The 17630-nt window shown below is 74.6% G+C and carries 22 protein-coding genes and 3 tRNA genes; 9 read left to right on the top strand and 16 right to left on the bottom strand.

Annotated features, from left to right (window positions below; genetic code table 11):
• Nucleotides 1-14: 14 nt before the first annotated feature.
• Both KPL59_RS21675 and KPL59_RS21670 read right to left on the bottom strand, forming a co-directional pair.
• Nucleotides 15-1121 (bottom strand): NDMA-dependent alcohol dehydrogenase, encoded by a 1107-nt coding sequence (locus KPL59_RS21675; protein WP_043277598.1) that lies wholly within the window; start codon nt 1119-1121, stop codon nt 15-17.
• Between the two features lie 82 nt (nt 1122-1203).
• A complete protein-coding gene (locus KPL59_RS21670; RefSeq protein ID WP_226361820.1) occupies nt 1204-2487 on the bottom strand; it encodes a sensor histidine kinase KdpD in 1284 nt (427 codons plus the stop codon).
• Nucleotides 2488-2540: 53 nt separating this feature from the next.
• Here KPL59_RS21670 and KPL59_RS21665 point away from each other — a divergent pair, with 53 nt between their 5' ends.
• The 4 genes from KPL59_RS21665 to KPL59_RS21650 all read left to right on the top strand — a co-directional run bounded on the left by KPL59_RS21665 (nt 2541) and on the right by KPL59_RS21650 (nt 5293).
• Complete coding sequence (locus KPL59_RS21665; RefSeq protein WP_020623283.1) at nt 2541-3215, top strand: response regulator transcription factor; 675 nt, start codon at nt 2541-2543, stop codon at nt 3213-3215.
• 130 nt (nt 3216-3345) lie between these two features.
• Nucleotides 3346-3756, top strand: a complete 411-nt coding sequence (locus KPL59_RS21660) for a sterol carrier protein (protein WP_020623284.1) — start codon at nt 3346-3348, stop codon at nt 3754-3756.
• Between the two features lie 92 nt (nt 3757-3848).
• Nucleotides 3849-4133, top strand: coding sequence for a hypothetical protein (locus KPL59_RS21655; protein ID WP_020623285.1), 285 nt, complete (start codon nt 3849-3851; stop codon nt 4131-4133).
• Between the two features lie 59 nt (nt 4134-4192).
• Entirely contained in the window at nt 4193-5293 is a 1101-nt protein-coding gene (locus KPL59_RS21650; RefSeq protein WP_226361819.1) for a CaiB/BaiF CoA-transferase family protein, read from the top strand.
• 72 nt (nt 5294-5365) lie between these two features.
• On the opposite strand, the gene rplA is transcribed toward KPL59_RS21650, so the two are convergent.
• The 14 genes from rplA to rpmG (KPL59_RS21580) all read right to left on the bottom strand — a co-directional run bounded on the left by rplA (nt 5366) and on the right by rpmG (KPL59_RS21580) (nt 10724).
• Nucleotides 5366-6088, bottom strand: coding sequence for a 50S ribosomal protein L1 (gene rplA / locus KPL59_RS21645; RefSeq protein ID WP_226361818.1), 723 nt, complete (start codon nt 6086-6088; stop codon nt 5366-5368).
• 83 nt (nt 6089-6171) lie between these two features.
• Nucleotides 6172-6606 (bottom strand): 50S ribosomal protein L11, encoded by a 435-nt coding sequence (rplK, locus tag KPL59_RS21640; RefSeq protein ID WP_020623288.1) that lies wholly within the window; start codon nt 6604-6606, stop codon nt 6172-6174.
• Between the two features lie 71 nt (nt 6607-6677).
• Nucleotides 6678-7583: a transcription termination/antitermination protein NusG gene (gene nusG / locus KPL59_RS21635; protein WP_226361817.1), complete on the bottom strand. Its 906-nt coding sequence runs from the start codon at nt 7581-7583 to the stop codon at nt 6678-6680.
• A 58-nt stretch (nt 7584-7641) separates the two neighbouring features.
• A complete protein-coding gene (gene secE / locus KPL59_RS21630; RefSeq protein ID WP_020623290.1) occupies nt 7642-7989 on the bottom strand; it encodes a preprotein translocase subunit SecE in 348 nt (115 codons plus the stop codon).
• A gap of 129 nt (nt 7990-8118) precedes the next feature.
• A tRNA-Trp gene (locus KPL59_RS21625) sits at nt 8119-8194 on the bottom strand.
• A gap of 109 nt (nt 8195-8303) precedes the next feature.
• Nucleotides 8304-8753, bottom strand: a complete 450-nt coding sequence (locus KPL59_RS21620) for a MaoC family dehydratase (RefSeq protein ID WP_020623291.1) — start codon at nt 8751-8753, stop codon at nt 8304-8306.
• Nucleotides 8750-9217, bottom strand: a complete 468-nt coding sequence (locus KPL59_RS21615; RefSeq protein WP_226361816.1) for a MaoC family dehydratase N-terminal domain-containing protein — start codon at nt 9215-9217, stop codon at nt 8750-8752. The genes KPL59_RS21620 and KPL59_RS21615 overlap by 4 nt, the downstream gene beginning before the upstream one ends.
• A gap of 26 nt (nt 9218-9243) precedes the next feature.
• A complete protein-coding gene (gene rpmG, locus KPL59_RS21610) occupies nt 9244-9411 on the bottom strand; it encodes a 50S ribosomal protein L33 (protein ID WP_020623293.1) in 168 nt (55 codons plus the stop codon).
• A 42-nt stretch (nt 9412-9453) separates the two neighbouring features.
• Nucleotides 9454-9529: transfer RNA gene (locus KPL59_RS21605), tRNA-Met, on the bottom strand.
• A gap of 40 nt (nt 9530-9569) precedes the next feature.
• Nucleotides 9570-9642 (bottom strand) — tRNA-Thr (locus tag KPL59_RS21600).
• 127 nt (nt 9643-9769) lie between these two features.
• Nucleotides 9770-10075 (bottom strand): 30S ribosomal protein S14, encoded by a 306-nt coding sequence (gene rpsN, locus KPL59_RS21595; RefSeq protein WP_020623294.1) that lies wholly within the window; start codon nt 10073-10075, stop codon nt 9770-9772.
• Nucleotides 10075-10311 carry a 50S ribosomal protein L28 gene (gene rpmB / locus KPL59_RS21590; RefSeq protein WP_226361815.1) on the bottom strand — a complete coding sequence of 79 codons (237 nt, stop codon included), beginning with the start codon at nt 10309-10311 and terminating at the stop codon, nt 10075-10077. The genes rpsN and rpmB overlap by 1 nt, the downstream gene beginning before the upstream one ends.
• Before the next feature lie 3 nt (nt 10312-10314).
• Nucleotides 10315-10557 (bottom strand): 30S ribosomal protein S18, encoded by a 243-nt coding sequence (gene rpsR, locus KPL59_RS21585; protein ID WP_020623296.1) that lies wholly within the window; start codon nt 10555-10557, stop codon nt 10315-10317.
• Nucleotides 10557-10724, bottom strand: coding sequence for a 50S ribosomal protein L33 (gene rpmG / locus KPL59_RS21580; RefSeq protein WP_020623297.1), 168 nt, complete (start codon nt 10722-10724; stop codon nt 10557-10559). The genes rpsR and rpmG (KPL59_RS21580) overlap by 1 nt, the downstream gene beginning before the upstream one ends.
• Nucleotides 10725-10805: 81 nt before the next feature.
• Here rpmG (KPL59_RS21580) and mrf point away from each other — a divergent pair, with 81 nt between their 5' ends.
• From mrf to KPL59_RS21555, 5 genes are all read left to right on the top strand, one after another.
• Entirely contained in the window at nt 10806-12056 is a 1251-nt protein-coding gene (gene mrf / locus KPL59_RS21575; RefSeq protein WP_226361814.1) for a ribosome hibernation factor-recruiting GTPase MRF, read from the top strand.
• Nucleotides 12056-12235, top strand: a complete 180-nt coding sequence (gene rpmF / locus KPL59_RS21570) for a 50S ribosomal protein L32 (protein ID WP_060710513.1) — start codon at nt 12056-12058, stop codon at nt 12233-12235. The genes mrf and rpmF overlap by 1 nt, the downstream gene beginning before the upstream one ends.
• Before the next feature lie 97 nt (nt 12236-12332).
• On the top strand, nt 12333-12623 hold the full coding sequence (locus tag KPL59_RS21565) for a hypothetical protein (protein WP_226361813.1): 291 nt from the start codon (nt 12333-12335) through the stop codon (nt 12621-12623).
• Nucleotides 12624-12693: 70 nt separating this feature from the next.
• Entirely contained in the window at nt 12694-15738 is a 3045-nt protein-coding gene (locus KPL59_RS21560; RefSeq protein WP_226361812.1) for a LuxR family transcriptional regulator, read from the top strand.
• A 179-nt stretch (nt 15739-15917) separates the two neighbouring features.
• Complete coding sequence (locus KPL59_RS21555; RefSeq protein ID WP_226361811.1) at nt 15918-17618, top strand: class I adenylate-forming enzyme family protein; 1701 nt, start codon at nt 15918-15920, stop codon at nt 17616-17618.
• Nucleotides 17619-17630 lie beyond the last annotated feature (12 nt).

Genomic DNA, 17630 nt, shown 5'->3' with positions numbered 1-17630 from the left:
CGCCCCGGTCGTGCTCAGTACCGGATGAGCCCGCGGATGTTGCGCCCGGAGCGCATGTCCTCGTAGCCCTCGTTGACCTGGTCGAGGGTGTACTCCTTGGTGATCAGCTCACGCAGCTTGAGCTGTCCCAGGTTGTGCATCTCCAGCAGCCGCGGGATGTCGAACTGCGCCGCGGAGCTGCCGAACAGCGCGCCGCGGATCTGCTTCTCGTAGAGCGTGAGGTCGAGCAGCGACAGCGACGCCGTCTCCTCCTCGGCCCGGGCCAGCGCGGTGACGACGACCCGGCCGCGCTTGCCGACCAGCTGCAGCGCGGGCTGCAGGTCCTCACCCATCGCGACGCCGGTGCACAGGATCGCCGCCTCGGCCATCTGCCCGCGGGTCACCTCGCTGACGATCTCCCAGGCCTCGTCGATGCTCGCGGCGACGTGCGTGGCGCCCAGCTCGCGGGAGCGTTCCCGCTTGTGCTCGACCGGGTCGACGGCCACGACGTACCGGCACCCGGCCGCGCGGGCGCCCTGCACCGCGTTCGCGCCGATGCCGCCGATGCCGACGACGACGGCGGTGTCCCCGGCCCGCAGGTCCGCGGTGCGGACCGAGGAGCCGAAGCCGGTGGTGACACCGCAGCCGACCAGCGCCGCCAGGTCGAGCGGGAAGCCCTCGTCGATCTTCACGGCGGACTTCACCGGGACGACGGTGTGCCGGGCGAACGTGCCGAGCAGACACATCTGGCCCAGGTCCTCGCCGCGGGCGTGGAACCGGTAGGTGCCGTCGAGCTGCGGGCCGAGGGTGGCTCCGGCGCCGTCGTTGCAGAGGTTCGGCTGGCCCTTGGAGCAGTACGGGCAGCGCCCGCAGGAGGGCAGGAAGGTCATCACGACCGGGTCGCCGACCTCGAGCTCGGTGACACCCGGGCCGACCTCGATGACCCGGCCGGCGCCCTCGTGGCCGCCGACCATCGGCAGGACCGCGGGCAGGTCACCGGTCACGAGGTGTTCGTCGGAGTGGCACAGCCCCGACGCGGTCAGCTCGACCATCACCTCGCCGGCGTTCGGGGAGTCGAGCTCGACCTCCTCGATCTCCCACTTGCCACCGGGTTCCCACAGCACCGCTGCCGTCGTACGCATGGTGGTGGATCCTGGTCGCGCCGAGACCTCCGGCACACCCGTCGTCCGCGCCAGCGCTGGCCCCCGGGTGCCAGGCCGGCCCTCAGGCGCCGGCGAGCGGCAGGGTGAGACGGGCGACGAGGCCGCCGCCCTCACGCGGGAGCAGGCTCAGCTCACCGTCCATCGCGGACGCGAGCGCCTCGGCGATCCACAGGCCCAGCCCGGCCGTGCCGCGGCGCTCCCCCAGCGCGACGCCCTTGGCCGTCACGACGCCCTCCTGGCCCGCGGGCAGGCCGGGACCGCGGTCCCGGACCTCGGCGGTGAGCACGGCGCCGTCGTGCGACAGGTGCAGCTCCACGACCTCGTCGCCGGAGTGCCGGGCGGCGTTCTCGGCCAGGTTGGTGAGCATCCGGCGCAGCCGCTGCGGGTCGCAGTGGACCGCGGCCCCGGCCGGCTCGACGACCGGGTGTCGCCGGTGGGCGGCGATCCCGGCGGCGTCGAGCACGGCGTCGGCGAGCTCGACGAGCGCGACGCGGCGGGGTCGGTCGCGCCCGAGCGGGCTGCCGTCGGCGACGGCCAGGTCGGCCAGCCCGTCGAGCATGTCCTGGAGGTGGGCGGCGTGGTCGGCGAGCAGCCGCGACGCACGCCGGGCCGCGTCACCGTCGAGCCTGCCCGCCGCGAGGTCCGACGACAGCGCGGTCAGCGAGGCGACCGGGGTCCGGAACTCGTGCAGCACGACGCGGGCACCGTCGAGCCGGGCCCGGCTCTGGGACACGATCCGGTCCCGCAGCGCACGCTCGGACAGGTAGCGCTCGTGTTCGTTCTCCGCGCGGGCCCGGGTGGTCGCGATGTCGGCCAGCTGGTGTTCCAGCAGCCGCACCTGCACCCCGGTGAGCACGGCGGTCGCGAACAGGAAGCCGGTCCACCACAGTCCGGCCAGGAGCGCGTCGGCGACGGCGACGCGCGGCCCGGACCCGAGCAGGACCGCGACGGTGTAGCCGGCACCGAGCCCGAGCGCGGCGAACCGCGCGACGCGCGGCCCCCCGCGCAACGCGATCGCGATGACGACCAGCGGCAGCGCCCCCACCATCGGACTCGCGACGCCGCCGGTGAACCCGCAGGCGAGCACGCTGAGCACGCCGTCGAGCCCGGTCAACACGGCCGGGGGCACCGGCAGCCGCCCCCGCACCAGCGAGACGACGCCGAGCACCGCCGCGTACACCGTGCTCAGCCCGACCAGCACCGCGGCGACGACCGGCCGCTCGCCGGTCAGGTCCGGGCGGCTCACGACCAGGCCCACGGCGGCGAGCACCACGCAGAGCCGCAGCACGACGGCCTGGCGTTCCTCCCGGGTGCGTTCGGGGAGCTCACCGGGGTGCGCGGTCACGGTCGGGACCTCTCGGACGGGGACGCGGGTCGGGGCCACATTAGGCTCGGGGCATGCCGCCCGCGCCGACAGCGCCGCACGTCGTCGTCATCGTCGACGACCACGCCCTGTTCGCGCAGGGGCTCGCCCTGCTGCTGGAGTCCCGCGCCGGGGACACCTTCCGGGTCGCGGGCTCCACCACGGCCGGGGAGGAGGCCGTCGCGCTGGTCGGGCGGCACCGGGCCGGGATCGCGATCGTCGACCTCGCGCTGCCGCCGCTGGGCGGGGTGGAGACGATCCGCCGGATCAAGGCCGCCTACCCCGCCACCCGGGTGCTGGCGCTGTCGGGCACCGAGGACCTGGACCTGGCCGCGGCCGCGATGCGCGCCGGCGCCGACGGCTACCTGGGCAAGTCCGCCGACCCGGAGGTGCTGGTCGCCCCGCTGCTGTCGATCGCTGCCGGGGTGCGGGTGCTGCGCGCGGAGCTGCTCGACGCGCTGCTCGTCGCGGCCGACCGCACCGCCGACGGCCTGCTCGACCGGCTCGGTGAGCGCGACATCGAGCTGTGGACGCTGCTGGCCCGGGGCCTGGAGACCGCCGACATCGCGCGCCCGATGCTGGTCAGCGAGCGCACCGCCAAGCGCATGATCGCCTCGCTGCTGCACAAGCTGGGCGCGGCCAACCGGATCGAGGCGGCCGCGCTCGCCGGGCGCTGCGGACTGCTCGACGAGCACCCGGCCGGGCGCTGAGGGGCGGCACGGCCCGGGCGGGCCAACCCTGGCCCGGTGATCGGCTGCGCGCCCCGGACCACACCGGACACACTCGCCGCGACGCACCGGGCGACCCCACGTCCGGCCCCCATCCCGCGAGGAGGCGCTGATGGCCGTGTTCGCCGACGAGGCCGAGGTCTACGAGTACCTGGGCGGGGTGTTCCGGATCGGCATGGCCGACCCGGACCTGGTCGCGAAGCTGAAGCCGTCGGGCGTCGTCCTGCGGATCACCTACACGAACCCGGACGCGGTGCTCACCGTGGACATGCCGAACTCCGAGATCCACACCGGCGCCGGGCAGGGCCCCGACCCGAACATCGAGCTGTTCATGTCCGCCGACACCGGCAACCGGTTCTGGCTGGGCAAGGTCATCCTCCCGGTCGCGCTGGCCAAGGGCGACGTCCGCGCCAAGGGCCCGGTCTCGAAGGTCCTCAAGCTGCTGCCGATCGCCAAGCAGCTCTTCGGCCCGTACAAGGCCAAGCTCCAGGCCGAGGGCCGGGAGGACCTGCTCAAGGCCTGACCACGATCGGGTGAAGACCCCCCGGCCGTCCGGCCCGCCGCGACGGCGCCCGGCGAGACTGGGGGCCGACCCACCCGACGGAGGCGCCGGCGATGGACGACATCTGGCTGGACGTGCAGGCCTGGCAGCCGCTGCGGGGTGTGCTGCACCGGATGACCGAGATCCAGTGCGACGCACCCGACCCGCTGCCCGACGGCTTCGACGAGTGGCACGACTGGGCCGAGGCCTGCCTGCTGGAGGTCGCGCTGCGCGACGGCTGGCAGCACGGGCGCTACGCGTACACGATCCAGGAGCGGGACACGACCGGCCATCCCGTCCGTGAGATCGGCAAGGACATCTGGGACTACGAGGAGCCGGCTCGCGAGCCGACCGGCTGACCACCGGCGCCGGGCCGCTACCGTCGCCGGGAACCATTCGCGTGACGAGGAGGTCCACGGTGACACGGGGCAGGGGTCCGCTGGCCGGACTGAAGGTGATCGAGCTGGCCGGGATCGGGCCGGGGCCGCACGCGGCGATGATCCTGGGCGACCTCGGGGCGGACGTCGTCCGCATCGACCGGCCGTCGGGCGGGCTGAAGCTCGGGTCCGACTCGGTACCCGACCCGACGGCACGCGGCCGTCGTTCGGTCACCGCGGACCTGAAGGACCCGGCAGGCAGGGAGACCGTGCTCCGGCTGGTCGAGTCCGCCGACGTCCTGCTGGAGGGCTACCGACCGGGCGTCACCGAGCGCCTCGGCGTCGGCCCCGAGGACTGCCACGCCCGCAACCCGCGCCTGGTCTACGGCCGGATGACCGGCTGGGGCCAGGACGGCCCGATGGCGCCGCGCGCCGGGCACGACCTGAACTACATCTCGCTGACCGGTGCGCTGCACGCCATCGGCCGCGCCGGGGAACGCCCGGTCCCGCCGCTGAACCTGGTCGGTGACTTCGGCGGCGGCTCCATGCTCCTCGTCGTCGGCGTGCTGGCCGCGCTCTGGGAGGCGAAGGCCTCCGGGCAGGGCCAGATCGTCGACGCCGCCATGGTCGACGGCGTCAGCGTCCTCAACCAGATGTTCTGGGGCTTCCTGGCGCAGGACGCCTGGGTCGACGAGCGCGGCTCGAACCTGCTCGACGGGCACGCCCCGTTCTACGACACCTACACCTGCGCCGACGGCGGCCACATGGCCGTCGGGGCGCTGGAGCCGCAGTTCTACGCCCAGCTCATCGCCGGGCTCGGGCTCACCGAGGACGAGCTGGGCCCGCAGTACGACCGCGCCGGCTGGCCCGCCATGCGGGCCCGGTTCACCGAGGTGTTCGCCTCCAAGCCCCGCGACGAGTGGGCCGCGGTCTTCGAGGGCACCGACGCGTGCACCACCCCGGTGCTGTCGTTCGCCGAGGCCCGCGAGAACGCGCACCTGGCCGCGCGCGGCACCATCGTCACCTCCGACGGCGTGCCCCAGGCCGCCCCGGCGCCCCGGTTCTCCCGCACGGTCACCGAGACCGCCGGTCGCGGTACCGGCCCGGAGGACGTCGAGGACGTCCTGCGCGACTGGGCCTGACCCCGCACACGACGACGCCCCCGGTTCCGCAGGGAACCGGGGGCGTCGTCGTGTCAGGCGCTGATCAGGCGATCAGTCGGTCTCCTCGTCCGCGACCAGCAGGTTGCGGGTGCGGTTCGGGTCCACCGGGATGCCCGGCCCGGTGGTGGTGGAGACGGTGATCTTCTTGACGTAGCGGCCCTTGGCGGCCGACGGCTTGAGCCGCAGGATCTCGTCGTAGGCGGCGCCGTAGTTCTCCACCAGCTTCTCGGTGTCGAACGAGGCCTTGCCGATGACGAGGTGCAGGTTGGCCTGCTTGTCGACCCGGAAGTTGACCTTGCCGCCCTTGATCTCGTTGATGGCCTTCGTGACGTCCGGCGTCACGGTGCCCGTCTTCGGGTTCGGCATCAGGCCACGCGGGCCGAGGATGCGGGCGATGCGGCCGACCTTGGCCATCTGGTCCGGGGTCGCGATGGCGGCGTCGAAGTCGAGCCACCCGCCCTGGATCCGCTCGATGAGGTCCTCGGCGCCCACGGCGTCGGCGCCGGCGGCCTCGGCCTCGGCGGCCTTGTCGCCGGTGGCGAACACGATGACCCGGGCGGTCTTGCCGGTACCGTGCGGCAGGTTCACGGTGCCGCGGACCATCTGGTCCGCCTTACGGGGGTCGACGCCCAGCCGCATCGCGACCTCGACGGTCGCGTCGGTGTTCTTGCTGGACGTCTCCTGGGCCAGCTTCGCCGCGGCGAGCGGCGAGTAGAGGCGGTCCGCGTCGATCTTCGCGGCGGCCTCACGATAGGCCTTGCTGCGCTGTGCCATCTGTCCTCGTCTCCTCTGAGGTCAGGTCGTGGTAGGAGCCGCGCCCGGCTCTCCCACGCGTACGGGTGGTGTGGGGGGCTCGCTCAGCCGTCGACCGTGATGCCCATCGACCGGGCGGTGCCGGCGATGATCTTGGCGGCCTGGTCGAGGTCGTTCGCGTTCAGGTCGTTCATCTTGACCTGGGCGATCTCCCGGACCTGGGCCATGGTCACGCTGGCGACCTTGGTCTTGTGCGGCTCGCCGGAGCCCTTCTCGACACCGGCCGCCTTGAGCAGGAGCCGCGCCGCGGGCGGGGTCTTCAGCTCGAAGGTGAACGACCGGTCCTCGAAGACCGAGATCTCGACCGGCACGATGTTGCCGCGCTGGGCCTCGGTCGCCGCGTTGTAGGCCTTGCAGAACTCCATGATGTTGACGCCGTGCTGGCCCAGTGCGGGGCCGACCGGCGGGGCCGGCGTCGCTGCGCCTGCCTGGATCTGGAGCTTGATGATCGCGGAGAGCTTCCGCTTCTTGGGGGGCATGTCCGTTCCTCAGTGATCGATGTGCACGCCACGCGGCCCTGCCATGCCGCGGACGTTCCTCACGGGTGCGATCAGATCTTGGAGACCTGGTTGAACCCGAGCTCGACCGGGGTCTCCCGGCCGAAGATCGAGACCAGCACCTTGAGCTTCTGGGCGTCGACGTTGACCTCGGAGATGCTCGCGGGGAGCGTGGCGAACGGGCCGTCCATGACGGTGACCGACTCGCCGACCTCGAAGTCGACCTCGACGGTGGGGGCGCCGCCGGAGGAGGCGGAACCGCCGGACGCGGACCTGCCGGCCTCGGCGTCCTTCTTGGGGGCCTCGACCTTGGGCAGCAGGAACTTCACGACCTCGTTGATCGTCAGCGGCGACGGCTTGGACGTCGCGCCGACGAACCCGGTGACGCCCGGCGTGTTCCGCACCGCGCCCCAGGACTGGTCGTTGAGCTCCATCCGCACCAGGATGTAGCCGGGCAGCACCTTGCGCTGGACCTTCTTGCGCTGCCCGTTCTTGATCTCGGTGACCTCTTCGGTGGGCACCTCGACCTGGAAGATGTAGTCCTCGACGTCCAGGGTCTGCGCCCGGGTCTCGAGGTTCGACTTCACCTTGTTCTCGTAGCCCGCGTAGGAGTGGACGACGTACCAGTCGCCGGGCGCGCGACGCAGTGCGGCGCGCAGCTCCTCCTCCGGATCCACGTCCTCGTCCGGCTCCTCCGCGACGGCCTCGGCCTCGTCGGTGCCGTCGGCGGTCGGGACCGTCTCGCCCTCGCCGTCCAGCGTCTCCGCCTCGGCGCCGGGGGCGCTGTCGTCCTCGGCCTCGGTGTAGTCGCCGGAGACGGCGTCCTCACCGTGCGCCGCCTCGACGTCGGCGTCCTGGACGGACTGCTCGGGCAGCGTCTCGTCGGCCGCGTTCTCGGCGACGGCGTCGATCGCGGCCTCGTCGGCCGCCTCGTCGTACGCCTTGCTGTCGGAGGTCACGTCCTACTCGCTTCCATTGTTCGGTGTCGGTCGGAGCCGGTCGGCGTTCGTACTCGCGTCAGTTGCCGAACAGCAGGGCGACGCCCTCGGCGAACGCCGAGTCCAGCACGAACACCAGCGCCACCATGATCGACACGAAGATCAGGACCGCGATGGTGTACTTCACCATCTGGCTGCGGTCGGGCCAGATGACCTTGCGAAGCTCCGCGACGACCTCGCGCAGGAACCGGGCGAGCCGGGCGAAGAGCGACGGCTTCTTCTCCTTCGTCGCCGCGGCGGCGCGACCTGGGGTGGCGCGACCCTTGCCGGGGGTGCTCGCGGGCCCGGAGGCCCGCCGTCCACGACGGTCGGCGGCGTTGCTCGGGCGCTCCCGCCCGGGCCGCTCCGACTCGTGCTCGTCGCTCACGCGTGTCGCCCTCCGCAGGTGGCGGGCGTCCGCCCGCCCTCGGTCACGTCCTCCGCTTCGGGAGAACCCTCGTCGCTTCGTCCGTGCCGTCAGCCGCGCCGCCGTGATCTCCGGTGGCCTGCGGCGTCGTGGCAGGGGTGACAGGACTTGAACCTGCAACCTGCGGTTTTGGAGACCGCTGCTCTGCCAATTGAGCTACACCCCTTTGCCCCGGTCCACCAGGTGGCCGCGGGGCGGACGCAACGGATCATCCGGTGCGCCCGGCTGGAACGAGTGTACGCACCCGCGCCCGCGGGCCCGTACGCCGGGTCGTCTCACCCGGGGAGGACGACCTCGGCGCGGGCGCGGCCGAGCACCGTCTTCCCCTCGAAGGTCGCCTTGAGATCGACGACGGCGATCCGCTCGCCGTCCTGTTCGCGCACCTCAGCGACGGTGCCGGAGAGCTCGACGGTCGCACCGGTGTCGTCGTCCGGGACGACGACGGGCCGGGTGAAGCGGGTGCCGTAGCTGCGGATCGCGGCCGGGTCCCCGGTCCACGCGGTCAGCACGCGCCCGGCGAGCGCCATCGAGAGCATCCCGTGCGCGATCACACCCGGCAGCCCGGCGACCGCGGCGACGCGGTCGCTCCAGTGGATCGGGTTCAGGTCGCCGGAGGCACCGGCGTAGCGCACCAGGTCGGCGCGGGTGACCTGGACGGTCAGCGACGGCAGTGCGTCGCCCTTGGCGCAGTCCGCGGCGGTCCGCGAGGTCAGCGGTGCACTCACGCGTCCCCCTCGGTGCCCGTGTCCTCGCCGGCGGGGCTGACCAGCATCGAGTGCGTGGTCGCGACCGGCTCGCCCGCCGCGTCGGTGATCTCGCACCGCAGCGTCAGCATGTGGTTGCCGGCCCGGGTGCGCAGCTCGTCGACGTGCAGCACCGTGGTGAGCTCGTCGCCGGCGATGAGCGGCCTGCGGAACGTGACCCGCTGGTCGCCGTGGACCATGCGGGTGTAGTCCCACCCGAAGGCGGGGTCCCGGAGGAAGTCCTCGATGACCGGCATCGTGAAGCAGGTCGAGAACGTCGGCGGGGCCACCAGGTCGGCATGACCCGCGGCACGCGCCGCGTCCACCTCACGGAAGAGCGGGTCGTCGTCACCGATGGCGACGGCGAACTCGCGGATCTTCTCGCGACCGACCTGGTACGGCCCGACCGGGTCCGAGCTGTGCCCGACCCAGGACTGGTCGACCACCGTCAGCTCCGGGAGTCGCTACGCACTCAGCGGGTCTCGCGGTGCGCCCGGTGGGTGCCGCAGTTCGGGCAGAACTTCTTGATCTCGAGCCGGTCGGGGTCGTTCCGCCGGTTCTTCTTGGTGATGTAGTTGCGGTGCTTGCACTCCTCGCAGGCCAGAGTGATCTTCGGCCGCACGTCCGTGGCCTTGGCCATCGCGGGTGCCTCCCAGCATGTCTCGTGAATGATGCGCCAACGTGGTGACGATGGCCGGACTTGAACCGGCGACACAGCGATTATGAGCCGCTTGCTCTACCAACTGAGCTACACCGTCATGCAAGAAGCCTCGCCGCATGCGGCGAGGCCCCTTGTCGAGCCCCCTTACGGAATCGAACCGTAGACCTTCTCCTTACCATGGAGACGCTCTGCCGACTGAGCTAAGGGGGCGGCAGCACCGGTGTCCCGCGGGCCCCGAGGGGCTCACTCTCACCGACGGGAAGAACTTTACACCGAGGTTCCAGGGCCCCGAACGGGGGGCCCCGGAACCCGGTCACCGCACGTCAACCACGGTTCGTCACCAGCTCGACTTGCGGACACCCGGCAGTGCGCCGTCGTGCGCGAGCTCGCGCAGGCGGACCCGGGACACCCCGAACTTGCGGAGGTGTCCGCGCGGACGACCGTCGACCGAGTCGCGGTTGCGGACCCGGGTCGCACTGGCGTCGCGCGGCTGGCGGCGCAGCTCGGCGACCGCGGCGGCCCGCTCGGACTCCGGCGTCGTGGGGCGGGCGATGATCGCCTTCAACTCGGCGCGGCGCTCGGCGTAGCGGGCGACGATCGCCTTCCGCCGCTCGTTCTTCGCGATCTGTCCGGTCGTGGCCATCAGACCTTCACCCCGTTCGCCCGGACCTTCGCCACCGCGGCGGAGACGCCGATCCGGTCCACCGTCTTGATCCCCTTGACCGAGAGCGTGAGCTTCACCCAGCGGTTCTCCTCGGCCAGCCAGTAGCGGCGGGTCTGCACGTTGGGGTCCCAGCGCCGGCTGGTCCGCCGGTGGGAGTGCGAGACCGACTTGCCGAAGCCCGGCTCACGGCCGGTCAGGTCACAGCGCTTGGCCATCGCTCACCGTCCCGCGTGCGGGTAGGGCAGCAGGGCCATCTCCCGCGCGTTGCGGATCGCGGTGGCCACCTGCCGCTGCTGCTGGCCGGTGAGTCCGGTCACCCGGCGGGCGCGGATCTTGCCGCGGTCGGAGATGAACGTGCGCAGCAGCGCGGCGTCCTTCCAGTCCACGTGCTCGATCCCCCGCTGCTTCAACGGGTTGGCCTTGCGGCGCGGCGCGCGCACCGGCTTGGCGCGTGCGGGCATCAGCGCTCCTCCTTGAACTCGACGTGCCTGCGCACCTTCGGGTCGTACTTGCGCAGGACCAGGCGGTCGGGGTCGTTGCGGCGGTTCTTGCGGGTCACGTACGTCGTGCCCGTCCCCGCCGTCGAGCGCAGCTTCACGATCGGCCGGACGTCGGTCGACTTGGCCATCGCGCCCCTCCTCTCAACATGGGAATCGTTTTCGTTTACGATACACCGGACCGCGACCACGTCCGACTCCGGGAGGAAGACATGACCGAGCTGGTGGTCCTGTGCGGGACCGAGGCCGACGGGGTGGAGCGGACGATCACGCGGATGCGCGAGCTGGACCCGGGTGTCGTCGTGCTCCACCACGACCTGCGCGACCTGGGCCGCGGTGTGGTGCACCGGCGGCTGCGCGACGCGGACCGCGACGAGCGCACCGTCCTGGAGCTCGCCCACGGCTGTGTCAGCTGCACCATCCGCGAGGACGTGCTGCCGACCCTGGCCGCGCTGGCCGGGACGGTGGACCGGGTGGTGCTGCACCTGGACCCGCGTCTGGAGCCCGAGCCGGTGTGCTGGGCGCTGGGGGCGGTGGTGTTCGAGCCGCCGGGGCGCGAGGCCTGCACCGCGACCGACCTCGTCGACCTGCGCGGCGTGGTGGCCGTGCTCGACCCGGACAGCTGGCTGGACGACGCCACCGGGGACGCGACCCTGCCCGAGCGCGGGCTGTCCACGCTGCCCGACGACGAGCGGACCGTCGCCCAGCTCGCCGTCGGCCAGGCCGAGTTCGCCGACGTCCTCGTGTTGACCCGCGCGGTCGGGCCCGGGGGTGCGGACCGGACCGCCGCCGTCCTGGACCGGCTGTGCCCGACCGCACCCCGGCTGCTCGCCGGGCGTGCCGACCACCGGGTCTTCTGCGACGGGCTCGACCCCGAGTCCCGCCGCGGCGTCCCCGGCGGGGTGCACGACCCGCTGCTGCGCGGCGCACCCCCGCTGGACGCCGCCAGCGGCGTCCGCACCCTGCTGTTCTCCGCCCGTCGCCCGTTCCACCCGGACCGGCTGCACGAGGCGATCGACAGCCTGCTCGACGGCGTCGTCCGGGCCCGCGGACGGATCTGGCTGGCCACCCGGCCGGACGCCGTGCTGTGGCTGGAGAGCGCGGGCGGCGGCATGCGGATCGGGCACGCCGGCGACTGGCTCGCCGGTGCCGACGAGCAGGCCTGGACCGAGGCGGGCGACCAGCGCCGGGCGATGGCCGCGCTGGCCTGGCACCCGCGCTGGGGCGACCGCGCCCAGGACGTCGTCGCGATCTGCCACGACGCCGACCCCGACGAGATCGACGCGGCCCTGCGCGCCGCGCTGCTCACCGACGCCGAGATCGCGGCCGGCGAGGACGCCTGGTCCGCCCTGCCCGACCCGTTCGGCTGGGCCCACGACGAGCCCTGCGCCGAGTCCGAGCCCGTGGGGCCCGCCGCCCTGGACGACCCCACCGTCCGTTCCGACCGAGAAGGAGACCTCTGATGGCCGTTCCCAAGCGACGGACGTCGCGATCGAACACCCGGCACCGCCGGTCGCAGTGGAAGGCGACCACGCCCGACCTCGTGCCGGTCACCCTGGAGGGACGCCGACACCTGGTGCCGCGCGCGCTCGTCCCGGCCTACCGCCGGGGTCTGCTGCCGCCGCCCACCGGGCGGGACTGAGGAGACCCCTTACCCGCGGACCCCGCGCGGCCCGCGGGACGGCGTGATCGCCCGATGCCCGGGCGGTCCCCTCAGCCGCAGTGTCGTCACCATGCTGATGACACACATCCCGATGGACCCCCTCGTCGCCCTCGCCGAGCAGCGGCAGGCCCGGCTGCGGGAGGAGGCGGACCGGTACCGCGCGGCGCGGCTGCTGCGCGGCGCGACCGGCCCGTCGGCGGTGGGACGGCTGTGGCTGCGGCTGCGTGCCCGGCTCACCGCCTCCCGGCGGCCGGGACGGGCCCCCGGGCCGGCCGGGCCCGCGACGCTCCCGCCCGGCGAGGCCACCGGGGCCGCACCGGGACCGGGCCGTGCGCCGCACCCGGTGCGGGCCGGGACGCGTGGCTGAGCCGCGCGTCCGGGCCGAGCCCGCCGTCGTGGGCCCGGGAGTGTCGGTATCCCGTGCCACGATGCGCTCCATGACGGCGGCAGCGACCCACGGGGGCGGCCCCACCGGCCCGGACACGGACGAGCTGGTCGGCCGCGCGGAGGAGCTCTCCGGGCTGCTCCGCGACCTCGACGCGGCCCGGGCCGGGCAGGCCCGCGCCGTGCTGCTCGCCGGGGAGGCGGGGATCGGAAAGTCCCGGCTCGCCGCCGCGCTCGGCCGGGCCGCCGCGGAGGCGGGCGTGCAGGTCGTCGTCGGGCGGTGCCTGGACGAGGGCGGCGCCGCACTCCCCTACCTGCCCTTCTCCGAGGTGCTCGGCGCGCTGGACCGGGCGGGCACCGCGCTGCGGCCGGTGCTGCACGGGTTGTTGCCCGGTGCGCCGGAGGCACCCCGCCCCACGGGAGGGGACGGGGACTCCGGGCGTCTGCAGGTGTTCGACGCGGTGGCCGGTGCCGTGCGCGACGCGGCCGCGGCGGCCCCGCTGCTCGTCGTACTGGAGGACCTGCACTGGGCGGACCGCTCCACCAGGGAGCTGCTCGCCTTCCTGCTCGCCCGGCTGGGCTCGCAGCGGCTGCTGGTGCTGGGCACCTACCGCTCCGACGACCTGCACCGCAGGCATCCGCTGCGCGCGTCGCTGGCGGAGCTCGTCCGACTGCCCGCCGTCCGTCGGGTCGAGCTCGGGCCGCTCGCGCCCGACGCCGTGCTGGCGCTGGTCCGGGCCCGGGCGGCCACCGGGGGCGTCGACGAGGCCACCCTGCGCCGGATCGCCGCCCGCAGCGAGGGCAACGCCTTCTACGCCGAGGAGCTCGTCGCGGCGGGGTCCGACGGGCTGCCGGGCGGACTGGCCGACGTGCTGCTGACCCGGCTGGACCGGCTCGGACCACCGGCGCGGGAGGTGCTGCGGGTGGCCTCGCTGGCCGAGCGGAGCATCTCCCACGACCTGCTGCGCGACGCGTCCGGGCTCTCCGCGGCCGATCTGGATGCGGGCCTGCGGGAGGCGGTGTCGCACCACCTGCTCGTCGCGGATCCGGCGCCCGGCGCGGAGTCCTACGCCTTCCGGCACGCCCTGCTCCGCGAGGCCGTGCACGACGACCTGCTCCCGGGCGAACGGGTACGGCTGCACTCCCGGCTCGCCGCGCTGCTCGCCCGCCGGGACGACGCCCCCGGGGTGGCCGCCGCGCTCGCCCGGCATTCGCTGGCCGCCCACGACCTGCCGCGGGCGCTCGCGGCGTCGGTACGGGCCGCCGAGGAGGCCCGCCGGCGGCACGGCCCGGCCGAGATGCTGGCCCACGCCGAGCGGGCACTGGAGCTGTGGTCCGCCGTCGAGGACCCCGAGCGGCTCACCGGGGTCACCGAGAGCGCGCTGACCCGGGAGGCGGCCTGGGCGGCGAGCGCCTCGGGCGATCCGGAACGGGGCACCACCCTCGGGGCCCGCGCGGTCCGGGTCGCCGACCTCGGCGGGGATCCGCGGGCCGGGGCCGAGGCGCGCCGGCACTACGCGATGCGGCTGCTCGACAGCGGGTCCCGGGTGGACGCGGCGGTGGCCGCGGCCACGGAGGCCGTCGAGCTGCAGTCCGGGGGCCCGCCCGACACGGAGCTGGCCTGGTCTCACGCCGTGCTCGCGCGGGCGCACCTGAACGCCGACCATGCCGAGCCCGCCTGGTCCCACGCCCGCGCGTCGCTGGCGGTGGCCCGGGCGGTGCACGACACCGCGCCCCCCGCGGACGGGTCGGCCGGGTACCGCGACCTCAGCGCGGTCTGCGCGGACGCACTGATCACCCTGGCCTTCTGCGCCCGGCTGGAGGGGGACCCGCAGGCCGCCCGGGACCGGCTCGCCGGGGCGGCCTCGCTGGCCGCCGCCTCCGGGAACCAGGTCGTCGAGCTGCGGACCGTGTGGAACCGCGGGGTGTCGTTCGTCGAGGACGGCTTGCTCGACGCCGCCGCGGAGGAGCTCGCCGAGGGGGCCCGCCGGGCGGCCGCGTACGGGCTGCTCTGGGGCGGGTACGGCCTGGAGTTCCGGATCGCGCAGGTCCGCGTCGACGTGCAGCGCGGGGAGTGGGACGCCGCCGTCCGCACCGCCGCGGACGTCGACCCCACGCTGCCGCTGCGCGTCACCGGGATGCTGGCGGTGGCAGGCGCGGTGGTCGGCGTGGCCCGCGGAGACCTCGACGACGCCGAGGAGCTGCTCGCCGCGCTGGCCGCCGAGCCGCCGGCGCACGACCAGGCCGCGTTGTTGCAGGGCGTCGTCGGGGCCGAGTCGGCGCGCTGGCGCGGGGATCCCGCCCTGGCCGTGGACCGGGTCGCCGGCGCGCTCGGGGTGCTGCGGGCGGAGTACCCGCACCACCTCGGCGAGCTGGCGCTGTGTGCGCTGGGCGCGGCGGCCCGGGCCGACCTCGCGGAGGCGGCCCGTACCGCGGGCAACCCGGCGGGGGCCGACGCGCACGCCGGGGCGGCGACCGGGCTCGTCGACGAGGCGGCACGCACCGCCGAGCGCGGCCTGCCCCGCGGCACCTCGGTCGGGCCGGAGGGCCGGGCGTGGCTGGCCCGGGCCCGCGCCGAGGCCGCCCGGGCCCGCGGCGACACGGCGCCGCAGGTCTGGGACCCCGTCGTGGAGACCTTCGCCGGGTACGGCGACCTCTACCGCGCCGCGGAGGCCCGGTGGCGGCGGGCCGAGGCCCTGCTCGGGCGGGCGCACCGCGGTGGCCCCGGCACCGACGGCGAGGCCGACCGCCGCGCCGCCGTCGAGGACCTGGCGGTCGCCGCGTCCGAGGCCGACCGGCTCGGCGCCCGCCCGCTGGCCGAGGCCGTCGCCGCGCTGCGGGTGCGGGCCGGCGACGGTGGTCCCCGGCCCGGTCCGGCGGCCGGCGGCGGTGGTTCCCCGCTCACCCCGCGCGAGCACGCGGTGCTGGAGCTGGTCGCGCACGGGCTGACCAACCGGGCGGTCGGCGAGCGGCTGTTCATCTCCGAGAAGACCGTGAGCGTGCACCTGTCCCGGGCGATGGCGAAGCTCGGCGCCTCCGGCCGCGCCGAGGCGGTCGCCGTCGCACACTCCCGGGGTCTGCTCGCCCCACGGGAGTGAACCCTGCCCACCGGCTGTCCCCTCCGGACCGGACCGGGCCCGTGCGGGCCGTGACGTGCGCCACCGGTCGTGCCTAGGGTCGGTCGTACCGCACGTCACCGGCAGACCGATGGAGGTCGCATGGTCGCCCACGGGGTCGTCCCGCCGTCCCGGACCGGCAACGGAGCGGGGGTGCCCGCATGATCGCCCGCTCACCCGCCCCGGACCTGGACGTGCCCGCGCTGCCGGCCTCCGCGACGCTCCGCGGCGCCGCCGACCGGTTCGGCGACGCCACGGTGCTGCACCAGGCCGGGCACGAGCTCTCGTTCCGCGGGCTGCTGGAGCGCGCCTCGGCGTTCGCGCACGCGCTGCACGCCGACGGGGTCGGCCGCGGCGACGTCGTCGCACTGCACCTGCCGAACTGCCCGCAGTACGCGATCGCCTACTGGGGGACGCTGCTGGCCGGGGCCACCGTGACCCCGGCGAACCCGCTGCTCGCCCCGGACGACCTGGGGGCACAGCTCGCCGACGCGGGAGCCGTCGTCGTCCTCAGCTGGGAGGCGGCGCTGCCCGCGGTGCTCGCCGCACGGCCGGCGACGTCGCTGAAGCGCGTGCTCGTCACCGGCGCCCACGGGGACCCGGAGCAGCCGGGGCCGGAGGTGACCGGGCTCGGTGCGTACCTCGACGGCAGGCCGTCGACACCGCCGGGCACCGACCTGGAGGTGGACCCGGACCGCGACCTCGCCCACCTGGCCTACACCGGTGGGACCACCGGCCGGTCCAAGGGCGTGCGGGTCACCCACCGGCACGTGCTCACCAACGCCCTGCAGGCCGCCTGCTGGGGCACCGGCGCCCGGCCGGACGTGACCGCCACCGGGTACGGGCCCGGCGTCGTCCTGGCCGACCCCGGCCCCGTCTCGGAGTTCCCGACCCCGATCGGCACCGGGCGGGCGATCGGCATCGCCCCCTGGTTCCACGCGATGGGGACGATCGGCGGGCTCAACGTCCCGCTGCTCACCGGGACGACGACCATCGTGCACGCTCGCTTCGACCCGCGCGCCTACCTGGCCGACGCCACCCGGTTCGCCGTCACCACGCTGTCCGGGGCGCCACCGGTGTACGCCGCGCTCCTCGCCCACCGCGAGACCGCCGGGGACCTGTCGTCGGTGCGGTCGCTGACCTCGGGCGCGGCGCCGTTGCCTGCCGAGATCATCCGGGCGCTGCGCGACTGGCTCGGCGAGGACCTGGTCATCTCCGAGGGCTACGGCCTGACCGAGGTGACGATGGCCGCCACCCTCGGCCCCGCCGCCCGGTCGGCGGACCGGCGACCGGGCACCGTCGGGCTGCCGGTCGCGGGCACCGAGATCCGCATCTCCGGACCGGACGGCGAGGAGCTCGACGCCGGGGCCGAGGGCGAGGTGTGGATCCGCGGGCCGCAGGTCACCGGCGGCTACCACCGGCGCCCGGCCGAGACCGCGGCCGCCTTCGACGGCGACGGGTGGCTGCACACCGGCGATGTCGGCGTCCTCGACGAGGACGGCTACCTGCGCATCGTGGACCGGCTCAAGGACATGCTGCTCCACAAGGGCTACAACGTGTACCCGCGCGACCTGGAGGAGCGGCTGCTGGCGCTGCCGGGCGTGACCGGTGCGGCCGTCGTCGGGCGCCCGGTGGGGGTCGACGGCGAGCACCCGGTCGCGTTCCTGACCACCGCGCCCGACGTCGACGAGGGCACGGTCCGCGCCGCCGTCGACGGGCTGAACGAGCGTCTGCTGCCCTACCAACGTCTGCGGGAGGTGCATCTGATCGGGGCGATCCCGGTCTCGGCGGCGGGCAAGGTGCTCAAGCGGGACCTCCGCGAGCAGCTGCCGACGCCGCCCCCGCGCGCAGCGAAGGAGTGATGCACGACCACG

The sequence above is a fragment of the Pseudonocardia sp. ICBG1142 genome (genome assembly GCF_020496255.1).
GTDB lineage: Bacteria > Actinomycetota > Actinomycetes > Mycobacteriales > Pseudonocardiaceae > Pseudonocardia.
This window is presented reverse-complemented; position numbering and strand designations above follow the sequence as displayed.

Bases quoted from the DNA above. Each gene is read 5' to 3' on its own strand.
- KPL59_RS21675 (WP_043277598.1), bottom strand. From the start codon at position 1,121: ATGCGTACGACGGCAGCGGTGCTGTGGGAACCCGGTGGCAAGTGGGAG.
- KPL59_RS21665 (WP_020623283.1), top strand. From the start codon at position 2,541: ATGCCGCCCGCGCCGACAGCGCCGCACGTCGTCGTCATCGTCGACGAC.
- KPL59_RS21660 (WP_020623284.1), top strand. From the start codon at position 3,346: ATGGCCGTGTTCGCCGACGAGGCCGAGGTCTACGAGTACCTGGGCGGG.
- KPL59_RS21655 (WP_020623285.1), top strand. From the start codon at position 3,849: ATGGACGACATCTGGCTGGACGTGCAGGCCTGGCAGCCGCTGCGGGGT.
- rplA (WP_226361818.1), bottom strand. From the start codon at position 6,088: ATGGCACAGCGCAGCAAGGCCTATCGTGAGGCCGCCGCGAAGATCGAC.
- rplK (WP_020623288.1), bottom strand. From the start codon at position 6,606: ATGCCCCCCAAGAAGCGGAAGCTCTCCGCGATCATCAAGCTCCAGATC.
- rpmG (WP_020623293.1), bottom strand. From the start codon at position 9,411: ATGGCCAAGGCCACGGACGTGCGGCCGAAGATCACTCTGGCCTGCGAG.
- rpsN (WP_020623294.1), bottom strand. From the start codon at position 10,075: ATGGCCACGACCGGACAGATCGCGAAGAACGAGCGGCGGAAGGCGATC.
- rpmB (WP_226361815.1), bottom strand. From the start codon at position 10,311: ATGGCCAAGCGCTGTGACCTGACCGGCCGTGAGCCGGGCTTCGGCAAG.
- rpsR (WP_020623296.1), bottom strand. From the start codon at position 10,557: ATGCCCGCACGCGCCAAGCCGGTGCGCGCGCCGCGCCGCAAGGCCAAC.
- rpmG (WP_020623297.1), bottom strand. From the start codon at position 10,724: ATGGCCAAGTCGACCGACGTCCGGCCGATCGTGAAGCTGCGCTCGACG.
- mrf (WP_226361814.1), top strand. From the start codon at position 10,806: ATGACCGAGCTGGTGGTCCTGTGCGGGACCGAGGCCGACGGGGTGGAG.
- rpmF (WP_060710513.1), top strand. From the start codon at position 12,056: ATGGCCGTTCCCAAGCGACGGACGTCGCGATCGAACACCCGGCACCGC.
- KPL59_RS21565 (WP_226361813.1), top strand. From the start codon at position 12,333: ATGACACACATCCCGATGGACCCCCTCGTCGCCCTCGCCGAGCAGCGG.
- KPL59_RS21560 (WP_226361812.1), top strand. From the start codon at position 12,694: ATGACGGCGGCAGCGACCCACGGGGGCGGCCCCACCGGCCCGGACACG.
- KPL59_RS21555 (WP_226361811.1), top strand. From the start codon at position 15,918: ATGATCGCCCGCTCACCCGCCCCGGACCTGGACGTGCCCGCGCTGCCG.